The following is a 25,528-nucleotide window of genomic DNA, read 5'->3' as shown; positions in this document are numbered from 1 at the left end:
AGAATATAAATTTTAAAAAGGAACGGGATAAAATGATTGTAAAAACAAAAGAAGAATTAAATGCATTAAAAGAAATAGGTTATATATGTGCCTTAGTTCGTGACAAAATGCAAGCAGCTACTAAACCTGGCATCACAACGAAAGCATTAGATGATATTGCAAAAGAATTATTTGAAGAACATGGTGCTATTTCTGCACCTATTCATGATGAGAAATTCCCAGGACAAACATGTATCAGTGTTAATGAAGAAGTTGCACATGGCATACCTGGCAAACGCACGATTAAAGAAGGCGATTTAGTAAATATTGATGTGTCAGCATTAAAAAATGGCTATTATGCAGATACAGGTATCTCATTTGTAGTTGGAGAATCTGATAATCCATTAAAACAAAAAGTATGTGACGTAGCATTAGAAGCTTTTGAAGCGGCAATGACAAGAGTTAAGCCTGGAGCGAAACTCAGTCATATTGGTAAAGCAGTACATGCTACAGCACGAAAGAATAACTTAACAGTAATCAAAAATTTAACTGGACATGGCGTTGGTCAATCCTTACATGAAGCACCAAATCATGTGATGAACTACTATGATCCAAAAGATAAGACTTTATTAAAAGAGGGTACTGTTATTGCAGTAGAACCTTTTATTTCAACTAATGCTACATTCGTAACAGAAGGTAAAAATGAATGGGCATTTGAAACAAATGATAAAAGTTTTGTAGCACAAATAGAACATACAGTGATTGTGACAAAAGAAGGACCTGTTTTAACTACGAAAATAGATTAAAAAGTGTTTCGGTCTAAAGTCCTAATAGAAGATGGTTCCGGAGCCTATTATAATGGCTCCGGATATTTTTTATAATAGAGTCTAATCAAGCATGAGGTGATTCTATGAATTATATTACGTTATATTTAGAGAAAGTAACGAAACATACTTTTTATACAAGTCTAGTTGAATTTAGAGATGCATTAGATAAAAAATTAAGAAGTATTGAAATGTATATTAAATACTTAATTGAAAGAAAAGCATATTTAGCAGAATTAATTGACAGTTTAACGCTAACCTTAGAAAATAAATATATCGATAAGATTGAAGAAAAACATATTTATTGTGCAAAAGAAATTGATGATATTGAAATTGAAAATATTAAAAATAAATTAAATGGAATGGAAGCAGACTACGCGAGAATTGAAGCCGATTTATCACATCAAGCTACAGAAAGAGCGAATGTAGAAACAGAATGTGAATTAATCGAACGTATTAGTTTAGTCGCTTGAAGAAAGGTGGCGAAACATGACACATAAATATATATCAACTGAGATGTTGATCATATTTACAGCTTTAATGATCATAGCCAATTTTTATTACATTTTCTTTGAAAAGATTGGCTTCTTATTAGTGTTTTTATTGGGGTGCATTTTAGTTTATGTGGGCTATTTGTATTTTCATAAAGTACGAGGCTTGTTATCCTTTTGGATAGGTGCGTTATTAATAGCTTTCACATTACTATCCAATAAATACACAATAATTATTTTATTTATCTTTTTAATTGTATTAATTGCGAGATATATCATATACAGATTCAAGCCGTTAAAAGTGGTCGCTACTGATGAAGATGTAGAATCACCTGAATTCATTAAACAAAAGTGGTTTGGTGAGCAACGTACACCAGTATATGTATATAAGTGGGAAGATTTGCAAATACAGCATGGTATTGGTGATGTGCATATTGATATGTCAAAGGCAGCAAATATTAAAGAAAACAATACTGTAGTAGTTAGGCATGTGTTAGGTAAGGTACAAATCATTGTGCCACTAAATTATAATATAAAACTACATTTCACAACACTATATGGAAATGCCTATATAAATGATAAATCGTATAAAGTGGAAAATAATAATATTAAAGTCGTAGAACAGACAAAAGCTGAGAATTACGCTGTAAATATTTATGTTTCAACGTTTTTAGGAGATGTCGAGGTGATTTATAAGTGAATCACTATATAAGAGCGATTGGATCAATGTTAATATTGGTCTATAGTACATTTTTTGCAATCTTTTTTATAGATAAAGTGTTTGTGAATATTATGTACTTTCAAGGCATGTTCTACACGCAAATTTTCGGTATTCCAGTATTACTATTTTTAAATTTATTAGTTATATTATTATGTATTATAGTAGGTTCGGTTTTAGCATATAAAATTAACCAACAAAACCATTGGTTACAAAACCAAATTGAACGTTCAATTGAGGGTCAAACAGTTGGGATTAACGACCAAAATATTGAACTATATAATGAAACAATAGAATTATATCAAACGCTTGTACCGCTTAATCAAGAGGTACATAAATTGCGTATGAAGACGCAAAATTTAACTAATGAATCATATAATATCAACGATGTTAAGGTTAAAAAAATAATAGAAGATGAACGACAACGTTTAGCAAGAGAGCTACATGATTCTGTAAGTCAACAATTGTTTGCCGCAAGTATGATGCTCTCAGCTATCAAAGAATCAAATTTAGAGCCACCATTAAATCAACAAATTCCAGTATTAGAAAAAATGATTCAAGATTCACAACTTGAAATGCGTGCACTATTATTACATTTACGTCCAATAGGTTTAAAAGATAAATCTCTTGGCGAAGGTATAAAAGATTTAGTCGTTGATTTACAAAAGAAAGTGCCTATGAAGGTTGTACATGATATTGAAGAGTTCCAAGTACCAAAGGGTATAGAAGATCATTTGTTTAGAATAACGCAAGAAGCAATCTCTAATACCTTAAGACATTCTAAAGGCACAAAGGTTACAATTGAATTGTTTAATAAGGAAGATTATTTATTGTTGCGTATTCAAGATAATGGGAAGGGCTTTAATGTCGATGATAAATTAGAACAAAGTTATGGATTAAAAAATATGAGAGAACGTGCGCTTGAAATTGGAGCAACATTCCATATTGTATCTTTACCAGATGCAGGCACACGTATAGAAGTGAAAGCACCGTTAAATAAGGAGGAGTCTAATGACGATTAAAGTGTTATTTGTTGATGACCATGAGATGGTTAGGATAGGCATTTCAAGTTATTTATCAACACAACCAGATATTGATGTGGTAGGAGAAGGTAAATCAGGGAAAGAAGCAATTGAAAAAGCACATGAGCTAAAACCTGATCTAATCTTAATGGATTTACTCATGGATGACATGGATGGTGTGGAAGCTACCGAACAGGTCAAGAAAGACTTACCACAGATTAAAGTAGTAATGTTAACAAGTTATATTGAAGATAATGAAGTGTATCGTGCTTTGGATTCTGGGGTAGATAGTTATATATTAAAAACAACCAGTGCGAGTGATATAGCAGAAGCTATCAGAAAAACGCACAGTGGTGAATCAGTATTTGAAGCTGAAGTACTTGTTAAGATGAGAAATAGAATGAAACAACGTGCAGAATTATATGAAATGTTAACAGAACGTGAAATGGAAATTTTATTATTGATTGCAAAAGGATATTCAAATCAAGAAATAGCGAGTGCGTCACATATTACGATTAAAACTGTAAAGACCCATGTAAGTAATATCTTAAGTAAACTTGAAGTTCAAGATAGAACGCAAGCAGTGATTTATGCATTCCAACATAATTTAATACAATAAAAAACACAGTTCGGGAATCTCAATATCTCGAACTGTGTTTTAGTTTGTATAAGTTGCTTGTTTATAAAATACCTCTGTAAATAATGTTTGGACTAACCTTACTTTTATATCTACAGGAGTAGAAAACGAGATTGTTTCATAAATCTCTATATAATTGCTCTTTTTGAAAATTGTATTGAAAAACTATTCATCACAATTATTCTTATTGATAGTAGCTAAGGTTTGTTCTTCAGGAGTTTTACCTTCAATGATTTTACGTTGATGCATGATTGCATTGATTTCTGCCCCAATAATAATGATGAAGCCAGTAATATATAACCACAACATAAGTATAATCACACCGGCGATACTACCATATGTTTTAGAATAATTTGCAAAGTTTGAAATATAAATACTGAATAGGTATGAACCACCTAAAAATACAATTGTTGCAAATATAGCACCAGGGATTACCGATAGCATTTTGATTTTTACATTTGGTGCTAAAGTATATAATACGACAAATGCAACAAATACAATGATTAACGGTAAAATAATTCTAACTAATGTGAAAATCCATTCAATTTGTTGTCCTAAACCAAGTGGTCCGAAGAGTAAGGCCCCAATTTGTTGACCAAATGTTGGTAGTATCATTGCAATTGGGAAAATAATAACCATCGCTAATGTGAAGAGTACACTTAATAATTTTGATACGATAAAATTACGACTATCTTCTACATCATAGGCTACATTAAATGAATTCATAATAGCAGTCATACCATTAGATGCTGACCACAAAGCTAAAATCAACCCGATTGATAGAATACCACTACTTGCATTGCCCATTATATCACCTATGATTGACGAAACTTGAGGTGCATAATCTGGTGGTACATGTTCTTTAATCATTGATCTAATAGTCGATTGTTTGATACCTACCATAGGAACAATGGATAATAAGAATAATAACATAGGGAAAAGTGATAACATAAAGTAATAAGACAATTGTGCGGATAAACCTGATGCGTCATCTTTTCCAATACGGTAAATTAAATATGAAAAGAAATTTGAGTCTTTTGTATATTTAACCGGTTTATTTATGCGAGACACGAAAAATGTTTGATTTTCCTTCTTTGCAGACTTTGATTTGAATGGATCAGGTGTGATATAAGTACGGTCTCGCTTCGACTTATTTTTATGATCTTTGTTGGACTTTTTTTCTTGTTCTTCTTCTTTTACATCATTGAGGAATTCAGAAGTAGTACGTTTTTGTTTCGACATATCAAAGCTCCTTATTATGTATTATATTTTCATATACCACTTTAATATACTGTAAAAATTGTTTTTGGTAAATATATGTTACATGATTCTTTCTATAAAAATCTAATTTATCTTTTTTAAAAATATTGTGTTAATCTATGCTCGTATAAAAAAGCCCTTAAATGAACTCAAAAATTCATTTAAGGACTAATTGATAGGAAATAAACCTACTTGTTAAATTTATAGATTAACCGTTCAAACGGTTATTTTTACGTTCTACGAAAGTTTCTTTAGCATCTTTTAAAGAACGTTCTAATTCTGGATTATTGCGTCGAATTTCTTCTACTGCATCTTTCCAATATAAGATTTCATCTTTAATATTCCCAATTTTTGAAGGTTTTTGAGAGCGATTGCCTTCCTTAGCATCTTTAATTGATTGTTTTAATGATTGACGTGTAGATTTGTCAGCCAATGTTATAGTGCCTCCAATTACAGCACCTAATAAAATTCCCGGTATTAATTTGTTTTGCATGTTGTGTTACCCCTCTCTTAAGTTTGAATCTTTAAGTATAAAATCAATTAAATTATCACATGATGATTGTACCATTTTATATACACCTTCGAAATTATTTGTGTAGTATGGATCAGGTACATCTGTCTCTTCCATATCGCTAAAGTCCAAGAGTTTATACAAGTGGCCTTTAATATTTGGATTGATTTGACGAATGTTTTCCACATTACTTTGATCCATAGCAATAATATAATCAAAATCATCTTTAGATGTGAATAATTCACTAATCATGCCATCAATAGAAATATTATTTCTAGATAGAATGTTTTGTGTTCCTTCATGTGGTGGTTCTCCAAGGTTCCATTTTCCAGTACCTCGAGAATACACATTAATGCCTGATATCTTGCGGTCTTGTAATCTTTGTCTCATGATGCCTTCTGCCATTGGTGAACGGCATATATTACCTAGACAAACAAATGCTACTGAAATCATTGTGTACCTCCAAATTGTATAATCCTAATTCCCATTTTAAAGCTTTTTTAATCATTTCTAAAGGGCATTTATAATAAAAGTTTAACAAGATACGTAATTTTGATAAAATGAAATATAAAAAGAGGTGAGAAGTGTGGCAATAGGAAACGAACAAATGATTGAAGAAATTCGTGAACGATTAAACTTGGTTAATCAAGCTTTAATCGATCCAGAAAAATATAAATCAGCAAATGAACAAGAAGTTAAAGAAATTCATGAATATGTAACTTCTAAAGCATCATTCACACCGAGCGAGGCAGCCGCAATTGCAGATGCGCTTGGTCAAATTCGTAAATAAATTTAGGAGCGTGTTAATATGACAAATTTGCATGAAAAATTACAACAATATGCACAACTACTAGTAAATGTAGGTATGAATGTACAACCAGGACAACCAGTGTTTATTCGCTCAAGTGTAGATGCATTGGAATTAACACATTATATAGTTGAAGCTGCGTATAAGCGAGGTGCTTCAGATGTAAAGGTTGAATATAGTGATGATAGATTAACACGTTTGAAATTTGAATATGAATCATTAGAGCATTTTGAAAATAATGAAGTTAAAGATTATGAAGTAAATAAAAGAATGGATTATGTTAACAGAGGTGCTGCAAACCTGGCATTGATTACTCAAGATCCAGACTTACTAAATGGTATAGATAATGATAAATTGGGTACATTCCAACGTGCTTATTCAACTGCTTATAAAGGCTATATGGAAAAGAGTCAAAAAAATCAATTCCCATGGTGTGTGGCAGCATTTCCATCTAAAGCTTGGTCTAAACGTGTATATCCAGAATTAACAGAAGATGAAGCTTATCAAAAATTCATTGAAGAAGTATTAGATATCGTACGTGTCGATGGCAATGACCCTGTTGAAAACTGGCAAAATCATGTTGCAAATTTAAGTAAACATGCCAAAAAATTGCAAAATAAAAATTATAAAGTACTGCATTATATTTCCGAAGGTACAGATTTAGAAATAGGGCTACCTAATGGTCACATTTGGGAAGATGCGACAAGTTATACGAGCGAAGGCCAAAGCTTTGTTGCTAATATACCAACCGAAGAAGTGTTTACAGCACCACATAGGGCTAAAGTGAATGGTTATGTGACAAACAAATTGCCTTTAAGTCATAATGGAAATATTATAGATGGATTTAAACTTACCTTTAAAGATGGCGAAGTTGTAGATTTTGAAGCGAAACAAGGTGAAGCTGTATTACGAGATTTATTAAGTACTGATGCGGGTGCAAAACGTTTAGGAGAAGTTGCACTTGTACCAGATGATTCTCCAATTTCAAATCGAAATACAATTTATTACAATACATTGTTTGATGAAAATGCGTCCTGCCACATTGCGTTAGGTGCAGCGTATGCATTTAATTTGGATGGAGGTACTGAAATGACTGCCGAAGAAAAATTCGACAAAGGACTAAATGATTCATTGATACATGTTGATTTTATGATTGGTAGTTCAGATTTAACAATTTACGGAATTACACAAGATGATGAAAAAGAATTAGTTTTTGAAAATGGAAATTGGGCTTAGTAAAATATGATGGCGAGGAACTCTTACATGCCAAATGGAACTCTCATTGGTATGTAGGAAACGCATTACAGTGATATTGATATTTTAATAAATATAGATGTAGCACTCGGGCCACGTATAAAAAGGGGAATAGATGAATTATGGGAAATCGAATGAGTAAAGCAATGTCTGAAGCGCGAAGTGTCAAAGCGTTACAAGTATTTCCACAAGATACCAATCACCATCATACGATGTTTGGTGGTACAATGATGGCCAATATTGATCAAATTGCAGCAATTACTGCAATGAAGCATAGTAGTGCACAGGTAGTAACAGCTTCCACAGATTCTGTAGATTTTTTGAAGCCAATTAAGACTGGCGATATCGTGTCTTATGAGGCAATGGTTACATATGCAGGTACGTCATCAATGGAAGTTTGTGTACAAATTATCATTGAAGATGTGTTGGAAAACGAAAGACATCTAGCTGCATTAAGCTTTTTAACTTTTGTGGCATTAGATGAGCAAGGGAAACCAGTTGATGTGCCAACGGTATATCCTGAATCTGAAACTGAAAAATGGTTTCATGATACTGCATTAGCACGCGTGAAACGTAGAAAAGAACGACGAAAAGAAAGTAAAGATACCATTGAATTTCTATCTAACGTACAAAAAATAGAATAAAATAACCTTGATATATTTAAAGGGTAGTTTTTTAAAACAGTATCTAATATAAAACAAGCGTTGTAGTTGAAATTAGTATCTTCATCTACAACGCTTGTTATATTTAATGCATTATCACACTTTAAGTCATTATGACATTGAAAAGATGCGATGCATTTGACGTTCTTTTTCTTTGAAATTGGTATTTGGATAATACATATTTTTAACTAGGACATTAGGACCTAGACAATTAAACTCTGAACAGTGACAATTTAATGATTGTGCCAATGGTGTCTGTAACCATTGGTTAAACACTTCTGGTAATTTGTCAGATTTTATATTAGAAATCGTTCCATTTTCATCGCCAAAATCTGTGACAATTACGTTTCCAGTAAACACATTAACATTTAGTCGATTTCGACCATCTGGATCATTTCTCATCGTTACATTTTCAGTGTCACGTAAGCGTTGAAGCAATGCTTGGTCTTGTTCATCATTGATACATGGATAAATAGGTAAGGTGCCAAATAGCATCCAAGTTTGTGGGTCACGAAAATCCAATAAATGATGAATTGCTTTTTTCATGTCAGCTAATGGTAAAACCTCAAGTTGACTAGCAAAATCAGCAGGATACATTGGGTGTATTTCATGGCGATTACATTTCATGTCTTTAACAATTTCAGCATGGATTTTTTCTAAATGAGGCAATGTACTTTGATTTAACATAGTTTCAGCTGAAATAAACATACCTTGCTCTGACAGTGTACGTGCATTGGTAATCATTTGATCATATAACTTTAATTTAGCTTTGATTGGTGGTTGCTTTTCCATTGCACCAAAACCAACGTCAGTAAATGTATCAATCGTACCCCAGTTGTGTGAAATATGCATGACATCAATATATTCTGCAATATCTAAGTATCTATCTAATGGCAATGTCAAATTAGAATTCATTTGAACATAAATACCGCGATCATATGCATATTTTAAAAGTGGTTTTACAACATTTCGTATCGATTTTTTGGAAAACATAGGTTCTCCACCGGTGATTGACATCGTTTTGAGGTGAGGAATTTCATCTAATCTTCGATAAATTAAATCCATTGGTAGTGGATCTGGATCGGACGTTTGCAAAGTATAGCCAACAGCACAATGACTACAACGCATGTTACATAAATTTGTTGTTGTAAATTCAATATTACTCAACGTCAATTGATTGTGTGCTTGAATATCATTGTAGGCTTCCCAGGGGTCATTTACTATAGAGATAGGCTTTTTTTTATTTGCACTATAGGTATTTAACATTATAAAAACTTCCTTCTTTTATGCATTTCTTATTTAATGAACTATTAAAGGCTATATATTAAAATTTGAAACTCCATTTATGATTATAGTTATTATTAATGGATTTATATTTAATTATTAACCAGTATATGAAAAATTAACATTTTTTATAATAGAACTAATTCTTTTATTTTACTACAAATATTATTCAGACTATACCTATTTTTGTCAAATTCATGTTAGGATTAAATTATCATATAAAAAGGAGTTTCGTATAAAATGAATGAAAATCAAACAATTGATCAAATTAAAACAAGATTAGAAAAATTCATTGATGACATTGATCATGTAAACCCAGATGAGGTTAGAGTGGAAGATATAGATGAATGGATAGGTTTGTTAGATCAATTAGAAGAAAAAGTAAAAACAGTATCTCAATCATCAGATAAATAAAATTTATATCTAAACAAATGTTTAAATTGCCTAATATTTGTCTATACAACATGTAGAACATATAAAGAGAAAGGTGATATTACATGGCTAAAAAAGTAGCAGTTATAGTAACTGATGAATTTGAAGATATTGAATTAACAAGTCCACAAGAAGCGATTGAAGAAGCTGGACATGAAGTTGTTATTATTGGTGATGAAGCGAATAGTGAAGTCGTTGGTAAACATGGTGCTAAAGCAACTGTTGATTTAGGTATTGCTGACGCAAACCCTGAAGATTACGATGGCTTGCTCATTCCAGGCGGATTTTCACCAGATCATTTACGTGGTGATTCAGAAGGTAGATATGGAACTTTTGCTAAATACTTCACGAAAAATGATGTGCCAACATTTGCTATATGCCATGGACCACAAATCTTAATTGATACAGATGATTTAAACGGTCGTACATTGACTGCTGTATTAAATGTACGTAAAGACTTGTCAAATGCTGGTGCTCAAGTTGTTGATGAATCAGTAGTTGTAGATAAAAATATCGTTACAAGCCGTACACCAGATGACTTAGATGATTTTAACAGAGAAATTGTTAATCAATTAAATGACTAATTGAAATAAGATATTTATTGTTAATTTTTAAATTATAAGTAATTTAGCTATTACAGATATTAGTAATCCCTTAAAGGTGAATGATTCACTTTAAGGGATTTTTTGATGTGGATAAATCCAAATATGAGATGTGTATTTTGGGAATTGTGACGAGACGTGACAACTTTTAAAACTAGGTATGGAGATATTCATACACCTTGCGACTGATTTTTGTGTTTTCTTATAGATAAACGTTTAAACTCTTGTTAAACTCACTTATAATGAAATGAGAGCAATATAAAGGAGCTGCCGCATGAAAAGAAGTGATCGTTATAAGCAATCCACAATGCAGACTAAAGAAAAAAATTACAATCAGCCCTACCATAATACTTATGTACAACCAGTAACTAAACCTAAGAAAAAGAAAAAGGGAAAGGGTCTAATATTTAAAATACTATTACCTATTGTATTAATCATTGCAATTTTTGTTAGTGTTATGTATGTACTATCCTTGAGAGCTGATGTTGATGATTTGAAAAAAATTGAAAATAAATCTACTTATGTATCAGCAGCGGATATGCCAGACTATACAAAAGGTGCTTTTGTAGCAATGGAAGATGAACGATTTTACAAACACCATGGTTTTGATTTTAAGGGAACATCTCGTGCCCTATTTTCAACATTAAGTGATAAGAATATACAAGGTGGAAGTACGTTAACGCAACAAGTAGTGAAGAACTATTATTATGATAATGAACAATCAATTACTAGAAAAATTAAAGAATTATTCGTTGCACATAGAGTGGAAAAAACATATGATAAAGACCAAATTTTAAGCTTCTATGTAAATAATATTTATTTTGGAAGTAATCAATATACGATTGAATCAGCAGCAAATCATTATTTTGGTACTACAACAGATCAAAATAATACCAATTTACCGCAAATTACCGTTTTACAAAGTGCAATGCTTGCAAGTAAAGTTAATGCACCGAGTGTTTATGATTTAAACGATATGTCAGATAATTTCATCAATCGAGTTAAGGTAAACTTAGAAAAAATGAAGCAACAAAACTATATCTCAGATGAACAATATCGAACAGCAATAGAACAATTAGGAGTTTAAACAAAAACTCAACATCCATAAAAGATGTTGAGTTTTTTACTGTAACGAAAATGGTTTATTTAAGTGGGAGATTAAATTAGTACTTGAAAATTTTCCGGATAAAGTAAAACATATATTTAGTATCATTTTGAAATTAAAATTAAAGACAAATTATATTAGTCACTATAATTCCATTCATAAGCGATATAAGTTATTCTTAATAAGTGGAGTGAGTATAATGCCAAAAATCACAAAAATAGAAGTGCAAAAAAATAATAAAGAGCGTTTTAATTTATATCTTGATGATGAGTTTGAAATGGGTATTGATGTAGATACTTTTGTTCAATTCAACTTAAAAAAAGGTCAAATTGTAGAAGCATCTGATATGGAAAAATTACAAAAATATGAATCCTATAGACAAGCATTAAATGCGGCAATTCAATATTTATCATATCGGAAAAGAACTGAACATGAAGTTCAACAGTATTTAATTAAGAAAGAATATTCAGAAACTGTAATAGCAAAAGTAATTGACTACTGTCACAAGGAAAAATTAATTGATCATTATGATTTTGCAAATAGCCTAAAAAATACAATGATTTTGACTACTGATAAGGGTCCTGGGGTATATAAACAGAAGTTGCATCAAGCAGGAATCGAAAAATCAATCATTGATGAATATGGTCAAATGTACGAAGATGAGCAACCACTTGACGATATTTTAAAATTGGCTAATAAAATATGGAAACAGAAAAAAGGCCCGAGTATAAAAAAGAAAGAGAAATTAACGCAATCTATGATGCAAAAAGGTTACACATTTGAAAAAATAAATGAAGTTATAGCAGAGATGGATTTCTCACAGTCCGATGAAGAGGTTGATCATTTAATACAAAATGATTTAGAGAAAATCTATAATAAAAATGCTAGAAAATATACAGGTAAACACCTTGTTAATAAGACGATTGAAGCTCTTATGAGAAAGGGTTATAAATATGATAAAATTAAGTCAAAGTTAGAAGAGAGTGGTATTGATGGTGAAACAGAAGAAATTGAGTGAATTGAGCGAAAGTGAATTAAGACATGAAATTCAAGGCTATAAAGAAAAAATGAGAAAAGCTGAAATGAATGGCATTTTAAATGAATACGACGTTTATCAGAGTAAAGTCATCGTCGCCGAAAGCTACTTAGTGGATAGAAGCAAAATAGAACTAGGTAAAATTTATAAATTAAATGATGGTACAGATAGCTACTTTAAGGTAGAACGATTAAAAGGTATTTTTGCCTGGGGTTTTAGAATAAATAGTTCAGAACCTGAAGAAGGTTTACCAGTAGCATTATTAAAATTGTAGAAGGATGACGATAGGATGGGTAGTTCAATTATTTTAAAGTTACTTAACGTAACACACTATTATAGAAATAAAAAATCTAAAAAATGGTATCTCCCTTTTGGCTATAATGCTGAAGATATAGAATTGAATAATATTAACCTACATATCTATCAAGGCGAGGCATTAGGAATTATTGGTGAGCCTGAGTCTTCTAAAGAACGCGTTGGTCGAATATTAAGTGGTGAAATTAAACCTGATAAAGGTAAAGTAGTTAGAAAGACCGACTTGTTTTATGCAGATATACAAGATAGACAATTACAAGATAATACAGTCCAAGATTATGTGGAAAATGCTGTATTATTATTCCCTTATAAAGCTTCAGAACATAAAGTGGAACAAATACTTAAATATGCACATTTAGAAGATAAAAAAACGAGTTTAATTAGCCAGTTATCCAAAGTTGAATATGCTAGGTTATTATTTACACTTGCACGAACATCCACTTCTAGTATTCTGATATTCAATCAAGTAATTAGTGAGTTAGATGAAACATTTTTTGAACGTGCAATTAAGCTTACAGATGAATACATAAAAAATGGCTCAACAATTGTAATGATTGAAGATAATGTTGAACGTGTATCTCAAGTTAGTAATTATATTGCTTGGTTTTCACACGGACAACTGAGAAAAGAAGGATCATTGAAACAAGTATTACCACTCTTTAAAGAACATGAAAACGATCGAACTTCATTAGAAAAAGATGAAGAAAAAGAGAATTTTGATGTAGATTGGAAGAAATCAAGAGCACGTATACCTGAATTAACATATAATTTTAAGCGAGTAGAACGTTATAATCATGTGAGACCGCCTGTATCTATTTATAGGTTTTGGAGTTTAATAGGAATATTTTTTATTGGTTTAGTTCTAATGGCGTTATTAATGTTTAATGATATTGGCAAATTAAATATCAATCAAAACATTGATCAATCTACAATACAAAATCAACATAAAAATCCATATGAAGAAAAACTAGCATACGGTATCGTACTGTCTGACGCAATTAAGTTAGAAAGCATGGATAATTCGAAACCTCAAAAAGTAGATCAATATGGTTTCGTTACAATTACAGGAGAGAATACTAAAAATTATCGTGTAATAGTAGATAATAAAAACTATAAAGTTGCTAAAAATAAAATACGCTATTTTGATCCTGCCGGTTTATTTGAATCACATAGTTTCAAAAGTTTAGCGCCATATATGCATAAAAATTATAGTAATTATAATGAGTTTTTCAATAGTCATCTCCATAAGAAGCATAATAAAGTGACAGATTCTTTAGTTCCAGAAACTGGAAAAGATAGTCGCTTTGTAGTACCAATCGTTCAACAACCAATATCTATGATATTCAATGATCAGAACAAATTAACTGGATTCACTGTACCAATAAAAGATAAGGATAAGTTGAAAGATAAATTTGATATCGAAGGAGACTTCTGGATTACTAAAGCAGGAGATGGATATTATATGGCTGACTTGAAAAATAACAAATGGTTATATATTGAATTGTAGGTGTAAATAATGATAGATAGTTTGTTAAATTTTTATAAAAATATACCATATCTGTTGAAACATGTTTTTGCTCGTATAAAGAAGCGGTGGATTTGGTTTGCTACACCCTTTATTGCTAGTATTATAATATTATTGGTTATGATGCTAATATTTAATTTAAATAACACAGAAGAAATTAAGCAAGCACGTGCATATTATCGTTTAGCTGCACTTACGAGTTTTGCTTTTATATGGATTACGATTTATCAAGTTTATCAAATATATAAAAAGGATTACTTTATTAGTAAGCTATATAATATTAACCCAATTTTTCAAAATATCATTATTACATTAGCGACGAGTGTATTGATGTTTATTGCCTTAGTTATTATTATATTCGCTACACCAGTAAATATAGAAAGTTCAATTATTTCAACATTATATTATGTGATTATGGCAATGGTTTTTATGGTGATTGTATCAACAATCATAGGTTTGTTGACGATTCTATATACTAAGATAAATATAATATTCTATATTATTTCGTCTATTACATTCTTTATAGTTCCAATCATATTTATTCCATCAACAAATGAAGGGATAATAACACATATATTAATGTTGAATCCAGTTTATTATTTGATTGAAGGTATTTCTCAATCAGTAGTATTAGGTGCATTAAGTTTGAATAATATACCTTATCATGTTTATTTTTATATGTTTATGGGGTTATTATGTGTAATCATATATGCGTTATATCGGACGATATCAAACAAAAAATACATTTTGTTTGAAAATTATCAACAGAATAAGCGAGATAATAATGAAAATATAAATACCAATTCTGAAAATACCAATGGTTTAGAGAAAGAAGAAAGTGACAATCAAAAGAATGACATAAGAGTATAATGAATTGAACTTGATAAAAAACCAGGCTGAGACATTACTATGTCTCAGCCCGGTTTTTTGTTTGATAGTTTTTAGTATAATTAAAAGTCTTGAATTGAACTATTTCTTATTATTTATTTAGTTATAAGTAGAAAATGAAACATTTAAAAAGTGATATTATGTTCCATATACATATTTTTATATAACTGTTTAACATCACTTAGCGAATAATTTTTTTTGAAGTTTATCTTCACTAAAAACCCAACCTATATATGAATGATCGATTAAGTTTTGATTATCTAAATGTGCAATAGCAACGAATGAATAATGTCCATTTTTTAAATATCTTAAATCAATAAGGCGAATTTCTGTGGTACCATCTTCATGCTTTGTTGCTTGCCATCGATATATGGATGAGAAATTTAAAAACGTCTTAATATTTTTATCATTTTCTACATAATGCATCAAGTCATCACTTGGGAATGGGTGACGTTTAGATTTATCACTAAACACAATGTTTCCGCCAAAGCTTCGCCCTACATAATCATATGCTTCAGTTTGAATAGCAACGCGCCATTCGAAAAATTTCATCGTTGGTGCAACAAATACTTTGACAGGTTGATGTTCTTGTTGGATTTGTTGCAATGCACGTTTTTTAATAATGGCTTGCATTCGGAAACGAATCATATAATATATAACGAGTACGATTACTATTGGGAAAAATACGATAAATGGGTGTAATCCAAAAATCCAAAGTACAATGCCTATACACCAAATGATAAAAATAATTGGATCAAATGTATTTATCACGCTTAATTGAATCCATTTATTTGTTATGGGTCTTAATGCTTGTGTACCGTATGAATTGAATATATCTACAAAAACATGTAAAAATACTGCTAATTGTGCCCATAACCATATATGTGTGATATCTATATGCTTAAAAAATGTAAAAACAAATAGTGCGATTAGCAACGGCCATAGAATCGTAAAAGGGATAGAATGTGTAATACCTCTGTGATGTGATATATAGGTTGCATTATCCTTTAACTTTAATACTGTGTCACCATCAGGTATTAATGAACCAATGATTAAAGTTGTTGCCGATGCTGTAAAAGACCCAGCCATTGCGGGGTCTTGAGTAGCTATAGCGGTTAAACCTACGCCCATGACAATATGTGTAGCTGTGTCCATAATTTTTCACTCATTTCGTATCAATGTTACATTTATTATAATCGAATATGTAAAATAATAAAAATTTCCCAACTATTAAAATAGCAAATTTTTTAAGTGAAAAAGAGAAAGAGATGTGTTTAATGTTTAATAAAAATGAATTTAAAAATAATCTGGTTAGTTGGTTTGAAGTAAATCAACGTGAAATGCCTTGGCGAAACACTTCGAACCCTTATTACATTTGGTTGAGTGAAGTTATGCTGCAACAAACACAAGTGAAGACCGTCATTGATTACTATCATCGATTTACTGAAAGGTTTCCGACCATTGCAGATTTAAGTAAGGCACATGAAGATGAAGTATTAAAGTACTGGGAAGGTTTAGGTTATTATAGTAGAGCTAGAAATTTTCATACTGCAATAAAAGAAGTTGAAGAAAAGTATCAAAGTCACGTACCCGATGATCCTAAATTATTTGCAGAGTTAAAAGGAGTCGGACCATATACACAAGCAGCTGTGATGAGTATTGCCTTTAATCAACCATTGGCAACAGTAGATGGTAATGTATTTAGAGTGTGGTCAAGATTGAACAATGATTATCGCGATACAAAATTACAATCTACTAGAAAAGCATTTGAAAGTGAATTAATGCCATATGTACAAAGTGATTCAGGAACATTTAATCAGGCAATGATGGAATTAGGTGCTTTGATTTGTACACCAAAAACCCCTTTATGTTTGTTTTGTCCAGTACAAGCACAATGTGAAGCATTTGAATATGGAACTGTACCCGAATTGCCAGTTAAGACAACCAAAATTAAAAAGAAACATATAAAACAAAATGTTTTTATTGTTAGAAATGAATACGATGAGCTACTTATAGAACAACGAACACAAAAATTGTTGAATCAAATGTGGGAATTTCCAATGTATGAAGATGGAAATAATCAAAATATCAGTGCAATTTTAGGAAATGACATCACTGTTTCAAATGAGCCTATATATAAATTGAAGCATCAGTTTACACATTTAACGTGGGATATTGCAGTGTACATAGTAGAAACTACAATAAATAAAGATAAAATTGAATTACCTGAAAGAATGAAATGGATGCATGTAAATGAAAAGGAACAATTTAATTTTCCAGTGAGTATGACAAAAATTTATAATTATATTTCTAAATCATAATAAGTCAAAGCTCGTAGAATGAAACGAAGGTATGTTATAATTTATTTTGTGAAATCTAAGTAAAGGTGGTGTGGAGCATGGTAAAAGAGTCCATACCTAAAGAAGGACAGACGATAAAAATACAAAGTTATAAACATGATGGTAATATTCATCGTGTGTGGTCTGAAACTACTATACTAAAAGGTACGGATCATGTTGTTATCGGTGGAAATGACCATACTTTGGTTACTGAAAGCGATAGTCGAACGTGGATAACGAGAGAACCTGCAATTGTTTATTTTCACTCAGAATACTGGTTTAACGTCATTTGTATGTTTAGAGAGGATGGCGTATATTATTATTGTAATCTCTCATCGCCATTTGTATGTGATGAAGAAGCATTAAAATATATCGATTATGACTTAGATATTAAAGTCTATCCAAATGGTAAATATCATCTATTAGATGAAGATGAATATGAACAACATATGAAACAAATGAATTATTCCCCAGATATAGATGTGATTTTAAGAAGAAATGTTGATATCCTTCAACAGTGGATAGAACAAAAGAAAGGTCCTTTTGCTCCCGACTTCATCAAAGTTTGGCGTGAAAGATATAAAAAAGTAAGAAATTATTAAGCATATTTAGTGAGATAAGTTAAATAATCATTTATAGTGATATAGGTATGTCTTGCAAAATGTAATTGTTTAACATTTTGTGAATATAAAACTGTAATCGCAAACGTAATGATAAACTAACTTAGATAACGCGTTTACAACAGCCTTAGTTGACATTCAACTTGGGCTGTTTCATTTGTAATAAATTTTGGGGGGAATACATTTTATGATTCGCAGATATTTAAAATTTGTGCAACCATATAGATGGCGAATCATTGCTACGATTATTATTGGTATTATAAAATTCGGCATTCCTATGTTAATTCCATTATTAATTAAGTTCGTGATTGATGATGTTATTAATAATGGTGATATAACAACGCCGGAAAAATTCACTAGATTATCTATTGCTTTGGGTATAGCAGCATTTATCTTTGTGATTGTTAGACCACCAATAGAATTTTTAAGGCAATATTTGGCACAATGGACAAGTAATAAGATACTTTATGATATTCGAAAGCAACTTTATAATCATTTACAAGCACTCAGTGCTAGATTTTATGCAAACAATCAAGCGGGACAAGTTATTTCAAGAGTTATTAATGATGTTGAACAAACAAAAGACTTTATATTAACTGGATTGATGAATATATGGTTAGATTGTATAACAATCATTATCGCTTTAAGTATTATGATGTTTTTAGATGTTAAATTAACTTTAGCGGCAATCGTTATATTCCCATTCTATATTTTAACGGTATATTTTTTCTTTGGACGTTTGAGAATATTAACTCGAAAAAGATCACAAGCTTTAGCAGAAGTTCAAGGATTTTTACACGAACGTGTTCAAGGCATGTCTGTTATTAAAAGTTTCGCCATTGAAGATAATGAAGAGAAGAATTTTGATAAACATAATAGACATTTTTTAGATCGTGCATTTAAACATACACGATGGAATGCATATTCTTTTTCTGCAATTAACACAGTAACAGATGTTGGACCAATTATAGTTATTGGTGTGGGTGCTTACTTCGCGATAACTGGAAATATCACTGTTGGTACACTAGCAGCATTTGTAAGCTATTTAGAACAATTATTTGGTCCGTTACGTCGATTGGTATCATCATTTACAACCTTGACTCAAAGTTTTGCATCTATGGATAGAGTGTTTCAACTTATGGATGAAGACTATGATATAAAAAATAAAAAAGGTGCACTACCTTTAGAAATTAAAAAAGGCCATATTGAGCTAGAAAATGTTAGTTTTAAATATAATAGTAATGAGGCCACAATTTTAAATCATATCAATTTAGATATTAAACAAGGAGAGACTGTTGCATTCGTAGGTATGAGTGGAGGAGGAAAGTCCACTCTGATCAATTTGATACCAAGATTTTATGACGTTTCTGATGGAGAAATTCGAATTGACGGTACGAATATTAAATCCTATTTAACAGGTAGCTTGAGAAATCAAATCGGATTAGTACAACAAGATAATATATTATTTTCAGATACTATAAAGGAAAATATTTTACTTGGAAGACCAGATGCTACTGATGAGGAAGTCATTCAAGCCGCTAAAATGGCAAATGCACATGACTTTATCATGGACTTAACTGATGGTTATGATACTGAAGTAGGGGAAAGAGGAGTTAAATTATCAGGTGGTCAAAAGCAAAGAGTTTCTATTGCGCGTATTTTCTTGAATAATCCGCCAATTATTATCCTCGATGAAGCAACTAGTGCATTAGACTTAGAAAGTGAATCGATTATACAAGATGCTTTAAATGTTTTAAGTAAAGATCGTACTACATTAATCGTTGCACATAGATTATCGACAATTACACATGCTGACAAGATAGTAGTTATTGAAAATGGAGAAGTTGTTGAAGTTGGAAATCATGAAACATTATTAAATAAAAAAGGTGCGTATGAACATTTATATAGCATTCAAAATCTTTAATAATTAGAATAAATCGTATGAAACAAATAACCCCAATCACTAATTTTACAATTAGCGATTGGGGTTATCTTATTATAAATCAAAATCTTCTGCTTCAATATCAATCTCATTATCACTGCGGTGATACGAGAAAAAACTGATACGTAATCGATCTAGATGCTCTAATATATAGCGGTATTCTTCAATTGCGGCTATAATTTGCATCACGTTAGCGTAAGAGTATTCAGTTTGATAAGGTGATCTAATAATTTCCTTTTGAAACGCGTCCATCAAATCTTTTTTCTGAGGATTTTCAATTTGACTATCTAATTGCCCAACATCATATCTCGCTCTCTTAGAAAGGCTAATAAATATTTGTTCATGGTAAGCAATTAATGTATCTATTTCTAATTTGATTTGTAACAATAACTCATGATTTAGATTATGAAGATCATTCTGATATCGATTCATCCTTTTTAATACTTCATAAGCTTGTCTTGTGCTTCGAACAACTTCTTTAAATAATATTTTCTTTCTATTTTGTGAGTGGACTTGTTTCTTAGTCCAAGGGTTTTCTTCTTCGTAGTAACCAAATACTTGTTCTAATCGATTGATACGTTTACTAATTAACCCTCTGTCTTCTTTGATATTTTGATATTCAGAAGTATCATTTAATACCAATTTAAACCACACGAAAATATCGGAACAAATATTTTGTGAATTATAATATATCTTTGATTCAAATTTAGGTGGTAAAAATAGTAAGTTAACAACAGATGAACTTAATACGCCAATCATAACAAGTACAAAACGATAAAATGCAGAAATATAAAAGTTTCCGGTATGCTGACCCATAATTATTAATGCTGTTACGCTCGCTAATGTAGCAACATGTGCAAGATTGAATCGGAACAAAATAGCAATTAATAAAATAACTGTTACACCCAAAATAACAACATTATTACCGAATACTGTAACCATTGCTACAGCTAATAAAGCTCCTACTACGTTACCAAGTGCTTGTTCTGAAACAATTTTAAGTGATCGATATACACTTGGTTGCATGGCGACAACTGCACTGACTCCTGCAATCGCCTTTAACCCAGCTTCATTAGGTAGTAGAGAAGCGATAAACAAAGCAAGTATAATAGCTATACCTGTTTTGAGAATACGAGCTCCTAGTTTCAAATGTACCGCTCCTTCATTAAATATTAATTTTTTTATTTATACTTGTTATACAACGATTGTCGATAAAATTCAAGTTTATATCATTTGACTAAAAGCATAATCGGCAGCTTCTAAAGTTTGATCTATTTCTTTTTCTGTATGTTCTGTAGTTAAAAACCACGCTTCGAATTTTGAAGGGGCTAAATTGATACCTTGGTTTAACATCAATTTAAAGAACTTACCAAATGCTTCACCATCTGAATTTTCGGCTTGATCGTAATGTGTGACTTTTTCATCAGTAAAGTAGAGTGTTAGTGCACCATAAACTCTATTAACAGTTGCAGTTATACCATGCTTATCAATTAAAGCGTTTAAGCCATCTTCTAAACGTTTACCAAGTAAATCTAAACGTTCGTATATACCTTCTTGTTCTAGCACTTCTAATAATGCAATACCTGCTTTCATGGAAAGAGGATTTCCTGCCATCGTACCTGCTTGATATGCTGGACCTAAAGGAGCAACTTGTTCCATTATTTCTTGCTTACCACCGTATCCACCAATTGGAAGGCCACCTCCAATTATTTTTCCGAATGCCGTTAAGTCTGGATAGACTTTGTAAAGGTCTTGCGCACCGCCATAGTGAAATCTGAATGCTGTAATCACTTCATCATAAATAACTAAACTGCCATTATCGTGGGTAAGTTCATTAACTTTTTCTAAGAAGCCAGGCTGTGGTTCCACCATACCAAAATTTCCTACAATAGGTTCAACTAATACACAAGCGATATCGTCGCCCCAATAATCTATTGCTTCTTTATAAGCATCAATATCATTGTAAGGTACAGTGATAACTTCTTTTGCAACACTTTCTGGAACGCCGGCCGAATCTGGAGAACCAAGTTGTGAGGGGCCACTACCGGCTGCTACTAATACTAAGTCTGAATGACCATGATATTGTCCAGCAAATTTTACGATTTTATTTCGTTTAGTATAAGCACGGGCAACTCTTATCGTAGTCATTACAGCTTCAGTTCCTGAATTGACGAATCTAATCTTCTCTAATGAAGGAATAGCATCACGTAGTTTTTTAGCAAAATCAATTTCAAGTTCTGTTGGTGTACCATACAAAACGCCTAACGCTGCTTGTTCTTGTATCGCTTTAGTAATATGTGGGTGAGCATGACCTGTGATTATTGGGCCATAAGCCTGTAAATAGTCAATATATTTATTACCATCTACATCGAATAAGAATGGACCTTGACCAGAACGCATCATAACAGGGGCACCTCCGCCAACTGCTTTATAAGAACGTGAAGGTGAATTTACACCTCCAAGAATATATTCGTTTGATAACTGTTGAAGTCTTTCACTTTCAGTAAAATTCATTAATATCAACCTCTTTTAATTTAATATTTTCGACTATTATCGTATCATAAAATTAATAATAAATAGAATAGGGTGAGCCTGATGTTGAAAAAGGGAGAAAAATTTCCTCAATTTAAGTTAGAAAACCAAAACGGTGTAGTCATTTCAAATGAAACGATTAAGGGAAGTAAAACTGTATTATATTTTTATCCAAGAGACAATACGCCTACATGCACGACTGAAGCTTGTGATTTTAGAGATAATCTTTCAAATTTCAATGAGTTAGGTGTTAAAGTTTACGGTATAAGTGGAGATAGCAAGAAAAAACACCAAAACTTTATTCAAAAATTGAACTTAAATTTTGATTTGCTTGTAGATGAAGATTATCAATTATCGAAGGAAACAGGTGTTTATCAAATGAAAAAATCCTTTGGCAAGGAATCTATGGGAATTGTACGCACTACATTTATTATAAATGAAGAAGGTATAATAATTGATACCATAGAAAAAGTTAAAGTTAAAACACAGATGGAAACATTAAAAGATATCTTGGGGTGAGTTTATATGAAGGTGGTAAGTTTAAAAAGATTAGGTGATTTAGAATACCAATTAATTGAACGTTTTCCTAACATTGAGTTTATATTCACGAAAGGCATAGATGAGATATCTAAGTTAGAAAAATCAACTATAGATATCCTTATAGGACATGATTCTAATATAGATGAGGTTTTCTTATCAGAATGTACAAATTTAAAATGGATTGCTTGGTATGCAACAGGCGTAAATAAACTTCCGTTAAAATATATTAGTGAGAATAATATCCTTTTGACTAACGGGAAAGGTATTCATGCAAAGCAAATGGCAGAATTCATTACTGCATTCATATTGGATGATTATAAGAAAATGAGACTATCATATGAAAATCAACTTAATAAAATTTATGATTCAAAATTAACTGCCAACAGAGTTAACAATCAAACTATTCTCTTTATTGGAACAGGCTCAATAGCTCAACGGACTGCTAATGTAGCACAAGCTTTAGATATGAAAGTATTAGGCATTAATACCACAGGTCATAAAGTAAAGGGAATCGCTAATACTTATGGACTTAATGAGTTGATCAATATTCTGCCAGAAGCGGATATCATTGTTAATACATTGCCAGAAACTGAACATACTATACATTTATTAGATAGAGATCATTTTGTTAGTATGAAAGATACAGCATTATTTATTAACGTAGGAAGAGGATCTGTTGTTAAAGAAAAAACTTTAATTAAAGCACTTGAAGATAATCTTATTAGACATGCATATTTGGATGTGTTTGAAACTGAACCATTAAGCGAAGATAACGAACTATATAATCTGAATAATGTAACGATAACTGCACATATAACAGGGAATGGAAAAGAAAATTTTCAAGAAGCTACAGAATTATTTAGTAAGAATTTAGTTAATTTTCTCAATAATAGTAATCTAATTGAGAATGAAGTAGATGCCAAACTAGGCTATTAGTGTTTGTATATTGACATATTCCTTTATAAGAAGTTATATTTATATTAAGTAATAATTATTATTAAATAGAAAGATGGTGAACGATATGAGTGCAGAGATGGACACAATTGAACATGAATTAGAAGATTCAATAGCATCTTTAAGAAATGCAGGGATTAGAATAACGCCTCAAAGACAAGCTATATTAAAGTATCTTATAGCATCAGAGACGCATCCTACTGCTGATGAAATTTATCAAGCACTTTCACCTGATTTTCCTAATATTAGTGTTGCGACAATATATAATAATTTACGTGTCTTTAAAGACATTGGGCTCGTTAAAGAATTACCGTATGGTGATTCATCAAGTCGATTCGACTTTAATACACATAATCACTATCATGTAATTTGTGAGAGTTGTGGTAAGATTGTAGACTTCCATTATCCACAGTTGGATGAGGTTGAACAATTAGCACAACATGTTACAGATTTTAATGTTACGCATCACCGTATGGAAATATATGGTCTTTGTAAAGAATGCCAAGATAAAAAGTAATAGTCATAATAAATAACTTATTATAGAAGAAACATGTTTCCAAAAGAAATGTGTTTCTTTTTTTATAGGCTAAATGAAGATGGCAATCAAAGAAATCAATTGAATTTAGATCTGGAACATTAAAAAGGTAACATCAAATGCAATAAAAATAATGAATTTGATACTTGAATTATAAAAAAAGAGGTAATATATTAAAGAAAATAGCTCAAATATTTACACTAAATAAAATCTAAATACATATTAACAATAATTAGTAATTACAAAGGTAAAATTAAACCCAAAAAGATTAATAAATAGGATTGACGATAGTTGATTCTCTTGATATTATATAAAAGTCGTCAAAACAAGGCGGCGAACGAATTTAACTTTCTCAAAAAAATATTTAAAAAGTGTAAATTTGGCACTTGTTAATATGATTGATAAGTTATACAATATTAAATGTTGAGTTAACAAACGCAACAAAAATTAATAAAATAAAAAAGAAATTTATTCTTGACTTAACAAAAACTTAATGTTAAAATAAATTCTTGTAACACATTAAATGAACATTGAAAACTGAATCGCAATATGTCAACGTTAATTCCGAACACAACGATAATTCGTTGGTTCAAAAAACGTGTTAATGATAACACAAATTAGTATTTTATGAGCTAATCAAACATCATAATTTTTTATGGAGAGTTTGATCCTGGCTCAGGATGAACGCTGGCGGCGTGCCTAATACATGCAAG

General features: G+C 31.0%; 28 protein-coding genes and 1 rRNA gene. 22 read left to right on the top strand and 7 right to left on the bottom strand.

Features of this window, described 5'->3' with window-relative positions:
• Nucleotides 1–32 precede the first annotated feature (32 nt).
• The 5 genes from map (at nt 33) to vraR (ending at nt 3,653) form a co-directional block, all read left to right on the top strand.
• Entirely contained in the window at nt 33–785 is a 753-nt protein-coding gene (map, locus tag MHZ36_RS11240; RefSeq protein ID WP_239231728.1) for a type I methionyl aminopeptidase, read from the top strand.
• A gap of 104 nt (nt 786–889) precedes the next feature.
• Entirely contained in the window at nt 890–1,276 is a 387-nt protein-coding gene (locus MHZ36_RS11235) for a hypothetical protein (protein WP_239231727.1), read from the top strand.
• A gap of 16 nt (nt 1,277–1,292) precedes the next feature.
• Nucleotides 1,293–1,994, top strand: a complete 702-nt coding sequence (vraT, locus tag MHZ36_RS11230) for a cell wall-active antibiotics response protein VraT (RefSeq protein WP_239231726.1) — start codon at nt 1,293–1,295, stop codon at nt 1,992–1,994.
• Nucleotides 1,991–3,034 (top strand): sensor histidine kinase VraS, encoded by a 1,044-nt coding sequence (gene vraS, locus MHZ36_RS11225; RefSeq protein WP_239231725.1) that lies wholly within the window; start codon nt 1,991–1,993, stop codon nt 3,032–3,034. The genes vraT and vraS overlap by 4 nt, the downstream gene beginning before the upstream one ends.
• Nucleotides 3,024–3,653, top strand: a complete 630-nt coding sequence (gene vraR, locus MHZ36_RS11220; RefSeq protein WP_239231724.1) for a response regulator transcription factor VraR — start codon at nt 3,024–3,026, stop codon at nt 3,651–3,653. Before vraS ends, vraR begins: the two co-directional genes overlap by 11 nt.
• A gap of 183 nt (nt 3,654–3,836) precedes the next feature.
• Here vraR and MHZ36_RS11215 read toward each other — a convergent pair whose 3' ends face one another.
• From MHZ36_RS11215 to MHZ36_RS11205, 3 genes are all read right to left on the bottom strand, one after another.
• Nucleotides 3,837–4,913, bottom strand: coding sequence for a YihY/virulence factor BrkB family protein (locus MHZ36_RS11215; RefSeq protein ID WP_239231723.1), 1,077 nt, complete (start codon nt 4,911–4,913; stop codon nt 3,837–3,839).
• 226 nt (nt 4,914–5,139) lie between these two features.
• Nucleotides 5,140–5,424: a magnesium transporter CorA family protein gene (locus MHZ36_RS11210; protein WP_239231722.1), complete on the bottom strand. Its 285-nt coding sequence runs from the start codon at nt 5,422–5,424 to the stop codon at nt 5,140–5,142.
• A 6-nt stretch (nt 5,425–5,430) separates the two neighbouring features.
• A complete protein-coding gene (locus MHZ36_RS11205; protein WP_239231721.1) occupies nt 5,431–5,895 on the bottom strand; it encodes a low molecular weight protein-tyrosine-phosphatase in 465 nt (154 codons plus the stop codon).
• A 133-nt stretch (nt 5,896–6,028) separates the two neighbouring features.
• Between MHZ36_RS11205 and MHZ36_RS11200 the strand changes: the two genes are divergently transcribed.
• From MHZ36_RS11200 to MHZ36_RS11190, 3 genes are all read left to right on the top strand, one after another.
• On the top strand, nt 6,029–6,232 hold the full coding sequence (locus MHZ36_RS11200; RefSeq protein ID WP_239231720.1) for a DUF1128 family protein: 204 nt from the start codon (nt 6,029–6,031) through the stop codon (nt 6,230–6,232).
• 18 nt (nt 6,233–6,250) lie between these two features.
• On the top strand, nt 6,251–7,486 hold the full coding sequence (locus MHZ36_RS11195; RefSeq protein WP_239231719.1) for an aminopeptidase: 1,236 nt from the start codon (nt 6,251–6,253) through the stop codon (nt 7,484–7,486).
• A gap of 140 nt (nt 7,487–7,626) precedes the next feature.
• Nucleotides 7,627–8,148, top strand: a complete 522-nt coding sequence (locus tag MHZ36_RS11190) for an acyl-CoA thioesterase (protein ID WP_239231718.1) — start codon at nt 7,627–7,629, stop codon at nt 8,146–8,148.
• A gap of 129 nt (nt 8,149–8,277) precedes the next feature.
• Here MHZ36_RS11190 and yfkAB read toward each other — a convergent pair whose 3' ends face one another.
• Nucleotides 8,278–9,432: a radical SAM/CxCxxxxC motif protein YfkAB gene (gene yfkAB, locus MHZ36_RS11185; protein ID WP_239231717.1), complete on the bottom strand. Its 1,155-nt coding sequence runs from the start codon at nt 9,430–9,432 to the stop codon at nt 8,278–8,280.
• 258 nt (nt 9,433–9,690) lie between these two features.
• Between yfkAB and MHZ36_RS11180 the strand changes: the two genes are divergently transcribed.
• The 7 genes from MHZ36_RS11180 (at nt 9,691) to MHZ36_RS11150 (ending at nt 15,335) form a co-directional block, all read left to right on the top strand.
• Complete coding sequence (locus MHZ36_RS11180; protein ID WP_239231716.1) at nt 9,691–9,864, top strand: SE1561 family protein; 174 nt, start codon at nt 9,691–9,693, stop codon at nt 9,862–9,864.
• An 83-nt stretch (nt 9,865–9,947) separates the two neighbouring features.
• Complete coding sequence (locus MHZ36_RS11175; protein WP_239231715.1) at nt 9,948–10,466, top strand: type 1 glutamine amidotransferase domain-containing protein; 519 nt, start codon at nt 9,948–9,950, stop codon at nt 10,464–10,466.
• Nucleotides 10,467–10,758: 292 nt separating this feature from the next.
• Nucleotides 10,759–11,571, top strand: coding sequence for a monofunctional peptidoglycan glycosyltransferase SgtB (sgtB, locus tag MHZ36_RS11170; RefSeq protein ID WP_239231714.1), 813 nt, complete (start codon nt 10,759–10,761; stop codon nt 11,569–11,571).
• 217 nt (nt 11,572–11,788) lie between these two features.
• On the top strand, nt 11,789–12,607 hold the full coding sequence (recX, locus tag MHZ36_RS11165) for a recombination regulator RecX (protein ID WP_239231713.1): 819 nt from the start codon (nt 11,789–11,791) through the stop codon (nt 12,605–12,607).
• Nucleotides 12,585–12,899, top strand: coding sequence for a YfhH family protein (locus tag MHZ36_RS11160; RefSeq protein WP_239231712.1), 315 nt, complete (start codon nt 12,585–12,587; stop codon nt 12,897–12,899). The genes recX and MHZ36_RS11160 overlap by 23 nt, the downstream gene beginning before the upstream one ends.
• 15 nt (nt 12,900–12,914) lie before the next feature.
• Nucleotides 12,915–14,447 (top strand): ATP-binding cassette domain-containing protein, encoded by a 1,533-nt coding sequence (locus MHZ36_RS11155; protein WP_239231711.1) that lies wholly within the window; start codon nt 12,915–12,917, stop codon nt 14,445–14,447.
• Nucleotides 14,448–14,456: 9 nt separating this feature from the next.
• Nucleotides 14,457–15,335, top strand: a complete 879-nt coding sequence (locus tag MHZ36_RS11150) for a sugar ABC transporter permease (RefSeq protein WP_239231710.1) — start codon at nt 14,457–14,459, stop codon at nt 15,333–15,335.
• Nucleotides 15,336–15,530: 195 nt separating this feature from the next.
• Here MHZ36_RS11150 and MHZ36_RS11145 read toward each other — a convergent pair whose 3' ends face one another.
• Nucleotides 15,531–16,508: a metal-dependent hydrolase gene (locus tag MHZ36_RS11145; protein WP_239231709.1), complete on the bottom strand. Its 978-nt coding sequence runs from the start codon at nt 16,506–16,508 to the stop codon at nt 15,531–15,533.
• Nucleotides 16,509–16,630: 122 nt separating this feature from the next.
• Here MHZ36_RS11145 and mutY point away from each other — a divergent pair, with 122 nt between their 5' ends.
• The 3 genes from mutY to MHZ36_RS11130 all read left to right on the top strand — a co-directional run bounded on the left by mutY (nt 16,631) and on the right by MHZ36_RS11130 (nt 20,236).
• Nucleotides 16,631–17,674 (top strand): A/G-specific adenine glycosylase, encoded by a 1,044-nt coding sequence (gene mutY / locus MHZ36_RS11140; RefSeq protein ID WP_239231708.1) that lies wholly within the window; start codon nt 16,631–16,633, stop codon nt 17,672–17,674.
• A 77-nt stretch (nt 17,675–17,751) separates the two neighbouring features.
• Complete coding sequence (gene ntdP, locus MHZ36_RS11135; protein ID WP_239231707.1) at nt 17,752–18,294, top strand: nucleoside tri-diphosphate phosphatase; 543 nt, start codon at nt 17,752–17,754, stop codon at nt 18,292–18,294.
• 205 nt (nt 18,295–18,499) lie between these two features.
• Entirely contained in the window at nt 18,500–20,236 is a 1,737-nt protein-coding gene (locus MHZ36_RS11130; RefSeq protein WP_239231706.1) for an ABC transporter ATP-binding protein, read from the top strand.
• A gap of 72 nt (nt 20,237–20,308) precedes the next feature.
• Here MHZ36_RS11130 and MHZ36_RS11125 read toward each other — a convergent pair whose 3' ends face one another.
• Nucleotides 20,309–21,403 (bottom strand): FUSC family protein, encoded by a 1,095-nt coding sequence (locus MHZ36_RS11125; RefSeq protein WP_239231705.1) that lies wholly within the window; start codon nt 21,401–21,403, stop codon nt 20,309–20,311.
• Between the two features lie 75 nt (nt 21,404–21,478).
• Entirely contained in the window at nt 21,479–22,768 is a 1,290-nt protein-coding gene (locus tag MHZ36_RS11120) for a glutamate-1-semialdehyde 2,1-aminomutase (protein WP_239231704.1), read from the bottom strand.
• A gap of 81 nt (nt 22,769–22,849) precedes the next feature.
• Here MHZ36_RS11120 and MHZ36_RS11115 point away from each other — a divergent pair, with 81 nt between their 5' ends.
• The 4 genes from MHZ36_RS11115 to MHZ36_RS11100 form a co-directional block, all read left to right on the top strand.
• Entirely contained in the window at nt 22,850–23,305 is a 456-nt protein-coding gene (locus tag MHZ36_RS11115) for a peroxiredoxin (RefSeq protein WP_239231703.1), read from the top strand.
• Between the two features lie 6 nt (nt 23,306–23,311).
• The gene (locus MHZ36_RS11110) at nt 23,312–24,262 is read left to right on the top strand and encodes a phosphoglycerate dehydrogenase (protein WP_239231702.1); all 951 of its coding nucleotides are present in this window, start codon (nt 23,312–23,314) and stop codon (nt 24,260–24,262) included.
• An 85-nt stretch (nt 24,263–24,347) separates the two neighbouring features.
• The gene (gene perR, locus MHZ36_RS11105) at nt 24,348–24,797 is read left to right on the top strand and encodes a peroxide-responsive transcriptional repressor PerR (protein WP_239231701.1); all 450 of its coding nucleotides are present in this window, start codon (nt 24,348–24,350) and stop codon (nt 24,795–24,797) included.
• 670 nt (nt 24,798–25,467) lie between these two features.
• Nucleotides 25,468–25,528: ribosomal RNA gene (locus tag MHZ36_RS11100) — 16S ribosomal RNA — on the top strand; the annotation flags it as partial.

Source organism: Staphylococcus sp. ACRSN (assembly GCF_022346615.1).
Lineage (GTDB): Bacteria > Bacillota > Bacilli > Staphylococcales > Staphylococcaceae > Staphylococcus.
This window is presented reverse-complemented; position numbering and strand designations above follow the sequence as displayed.

Coding starts and splice junctions, on each gene's coding strand:
- map (WP_239231728.1), top strand. CDS start 33: ATGATTGTAAAAACAAAAGAAGAATTAAATGCATTAAAAGAAATAGGT.
- MHZ36_RS11235 (WP_239231727.1), top strand. CDS start 890: ATGAATTATATTACGTTATATTTAGAGAAAGTAACGAAACATACTTTT.
- vraT (WP_239231726.1), top strand. CDS start 1,293: ATGACACATAAATATATATCAACTGAGATGTTGATCATATTTACAGCT.
- vraR (WP_239231724.1), top strand. CDS start 3,024: ATGACGATTAAAGTGTTATTTGTTGATGACCATGAGATGGTTAGGATA.
- MHZ36_RS11215 (WP_239231723.1), bottom strand. CDS start 4,913: ATGTCGAAACAAAAACGTACTACTTCTGAATTCCTCAATGATGTAAAA.
- MHZ36_RS11210 (WP_239231722.1), bottom strand. CDS start 5,424: ATGCAAAACAAATTAATACCGGGAATTTTATTAGGTGCTGTAATTGGA.
- MHZ36_RS11205 (WP_239231721.1), bottom strand. CDS start 5,895: ATGATTTCAGTAGCATTTGTTTGTCTAGGTAATATATGCCGTTCACCA.
- MHZ36_RS11195 (WP_239231719.1), top strand. CDS start 6,251: ATGACAAATTTGCATGAAAAATTACAACAATATGCACAACTACTAGTA.
- MHZ36_RS11190 (WP_239231718.1), top strand. CDS start 7,627: ATGGGAAATCGAATGAGTAAAGCAATGTCTGAAGCGCGAAGTGTCAAA.
- yfkAB (WP_239231717.1), bottom strand. CDS start 9,432: ATGTTAAATACCTATAGTGCAAATAAAAAAAAGCCTATCTCTATAGTA.
- MHZ36_RS11180 (WP_239231716.1), top strand. CDS start 9,691: ATGAATGAAAATCAAACAATTGATCAAATTAAAACAAGATTAGAAAAA.
- MHZ36_RS11175 (WP_239231715.1), top strand. CDS start 9,948: ATGGCTAAAAAAGTAGCAGTTATAGTAACTGATGAATTTGAAGATATT.
- sgtB (WP_239231714.1), top strand. CDS start 10,759: ATGAAAAGAAGTGATCGTTATAAGCAATCCACAATGCAGACTAAAGAA.
- recX (WP_239231713.1), top strand. CDS start 11,789: ATGCCAAAAATCACAAAAATAGAAGTGCAAAAAAATAATAAAGAGCGT.
- MHZ36_RS11155 (WP_239231711.1), top strand. CDS start 12,915: ATGGGTAGTTCAATTATTTTAAAGTTACTTAACGTAACACACTATTAT.
- MHZ36_RS11150 (WP_239231710.1), top strand. CDS start 14,457: ATGATAGATAGTTTGTTAAATTTTTATAAAAATATACCATATCTGTTG.
- MHZ36_RS11145 (WP_239231709.1), bottom strand. CDS start 16,508: ATGGACACAGCTACACATATTGTCATGGGCGTAGGTTTAACCGCTATA.
- mutY (WP_239231708.1), top strand. CDS start 16,631: ATGTTTAATAAAAATGAATTTAAAAATAATCTGGTTAGTTGGTTTGAA.
- ntdP (WP_239231707.1), top strand. CDS start 17,752: ATGGTAAAAGAGTCCATACCTAAAGAAGGACAGACGATAAAAATACAA.
- MHZ36_RS11130 (WP_239231706.1), top strand. CDS start 18,500: ATGATTCGCAGATATTTAAAATTTGTGCAACCATATAGATGGCGAATC.
- MHZ36_RS11120 (WP_239231704.1), bottom strand. CDS start 22,768: ATGAATTTTACTGAAAGTGAAAGACTTCAACAGTTATCAAACGAATAT.
- MHZ36_RS11115 (WP_239231703.1), top strand. CDS start 22,850: ATGTTGAAAAAGGGAGAAAAATTTCCTCAATTTAAGTTAGAAAACCAA.
- MHZ36_RS11110 (WP_239231702.1), top strand. CDS start 23,312: ATGAAGGTGGTAAGTTTAAAAAGATTAGGTGATTTAGAATACCAATTA.
- perR (WP_239231701.1), top strand. CDS start 24,348: ATGAGTGCAGAGATGGACACAATTGAACATGAATTAGAAGATTCAATA.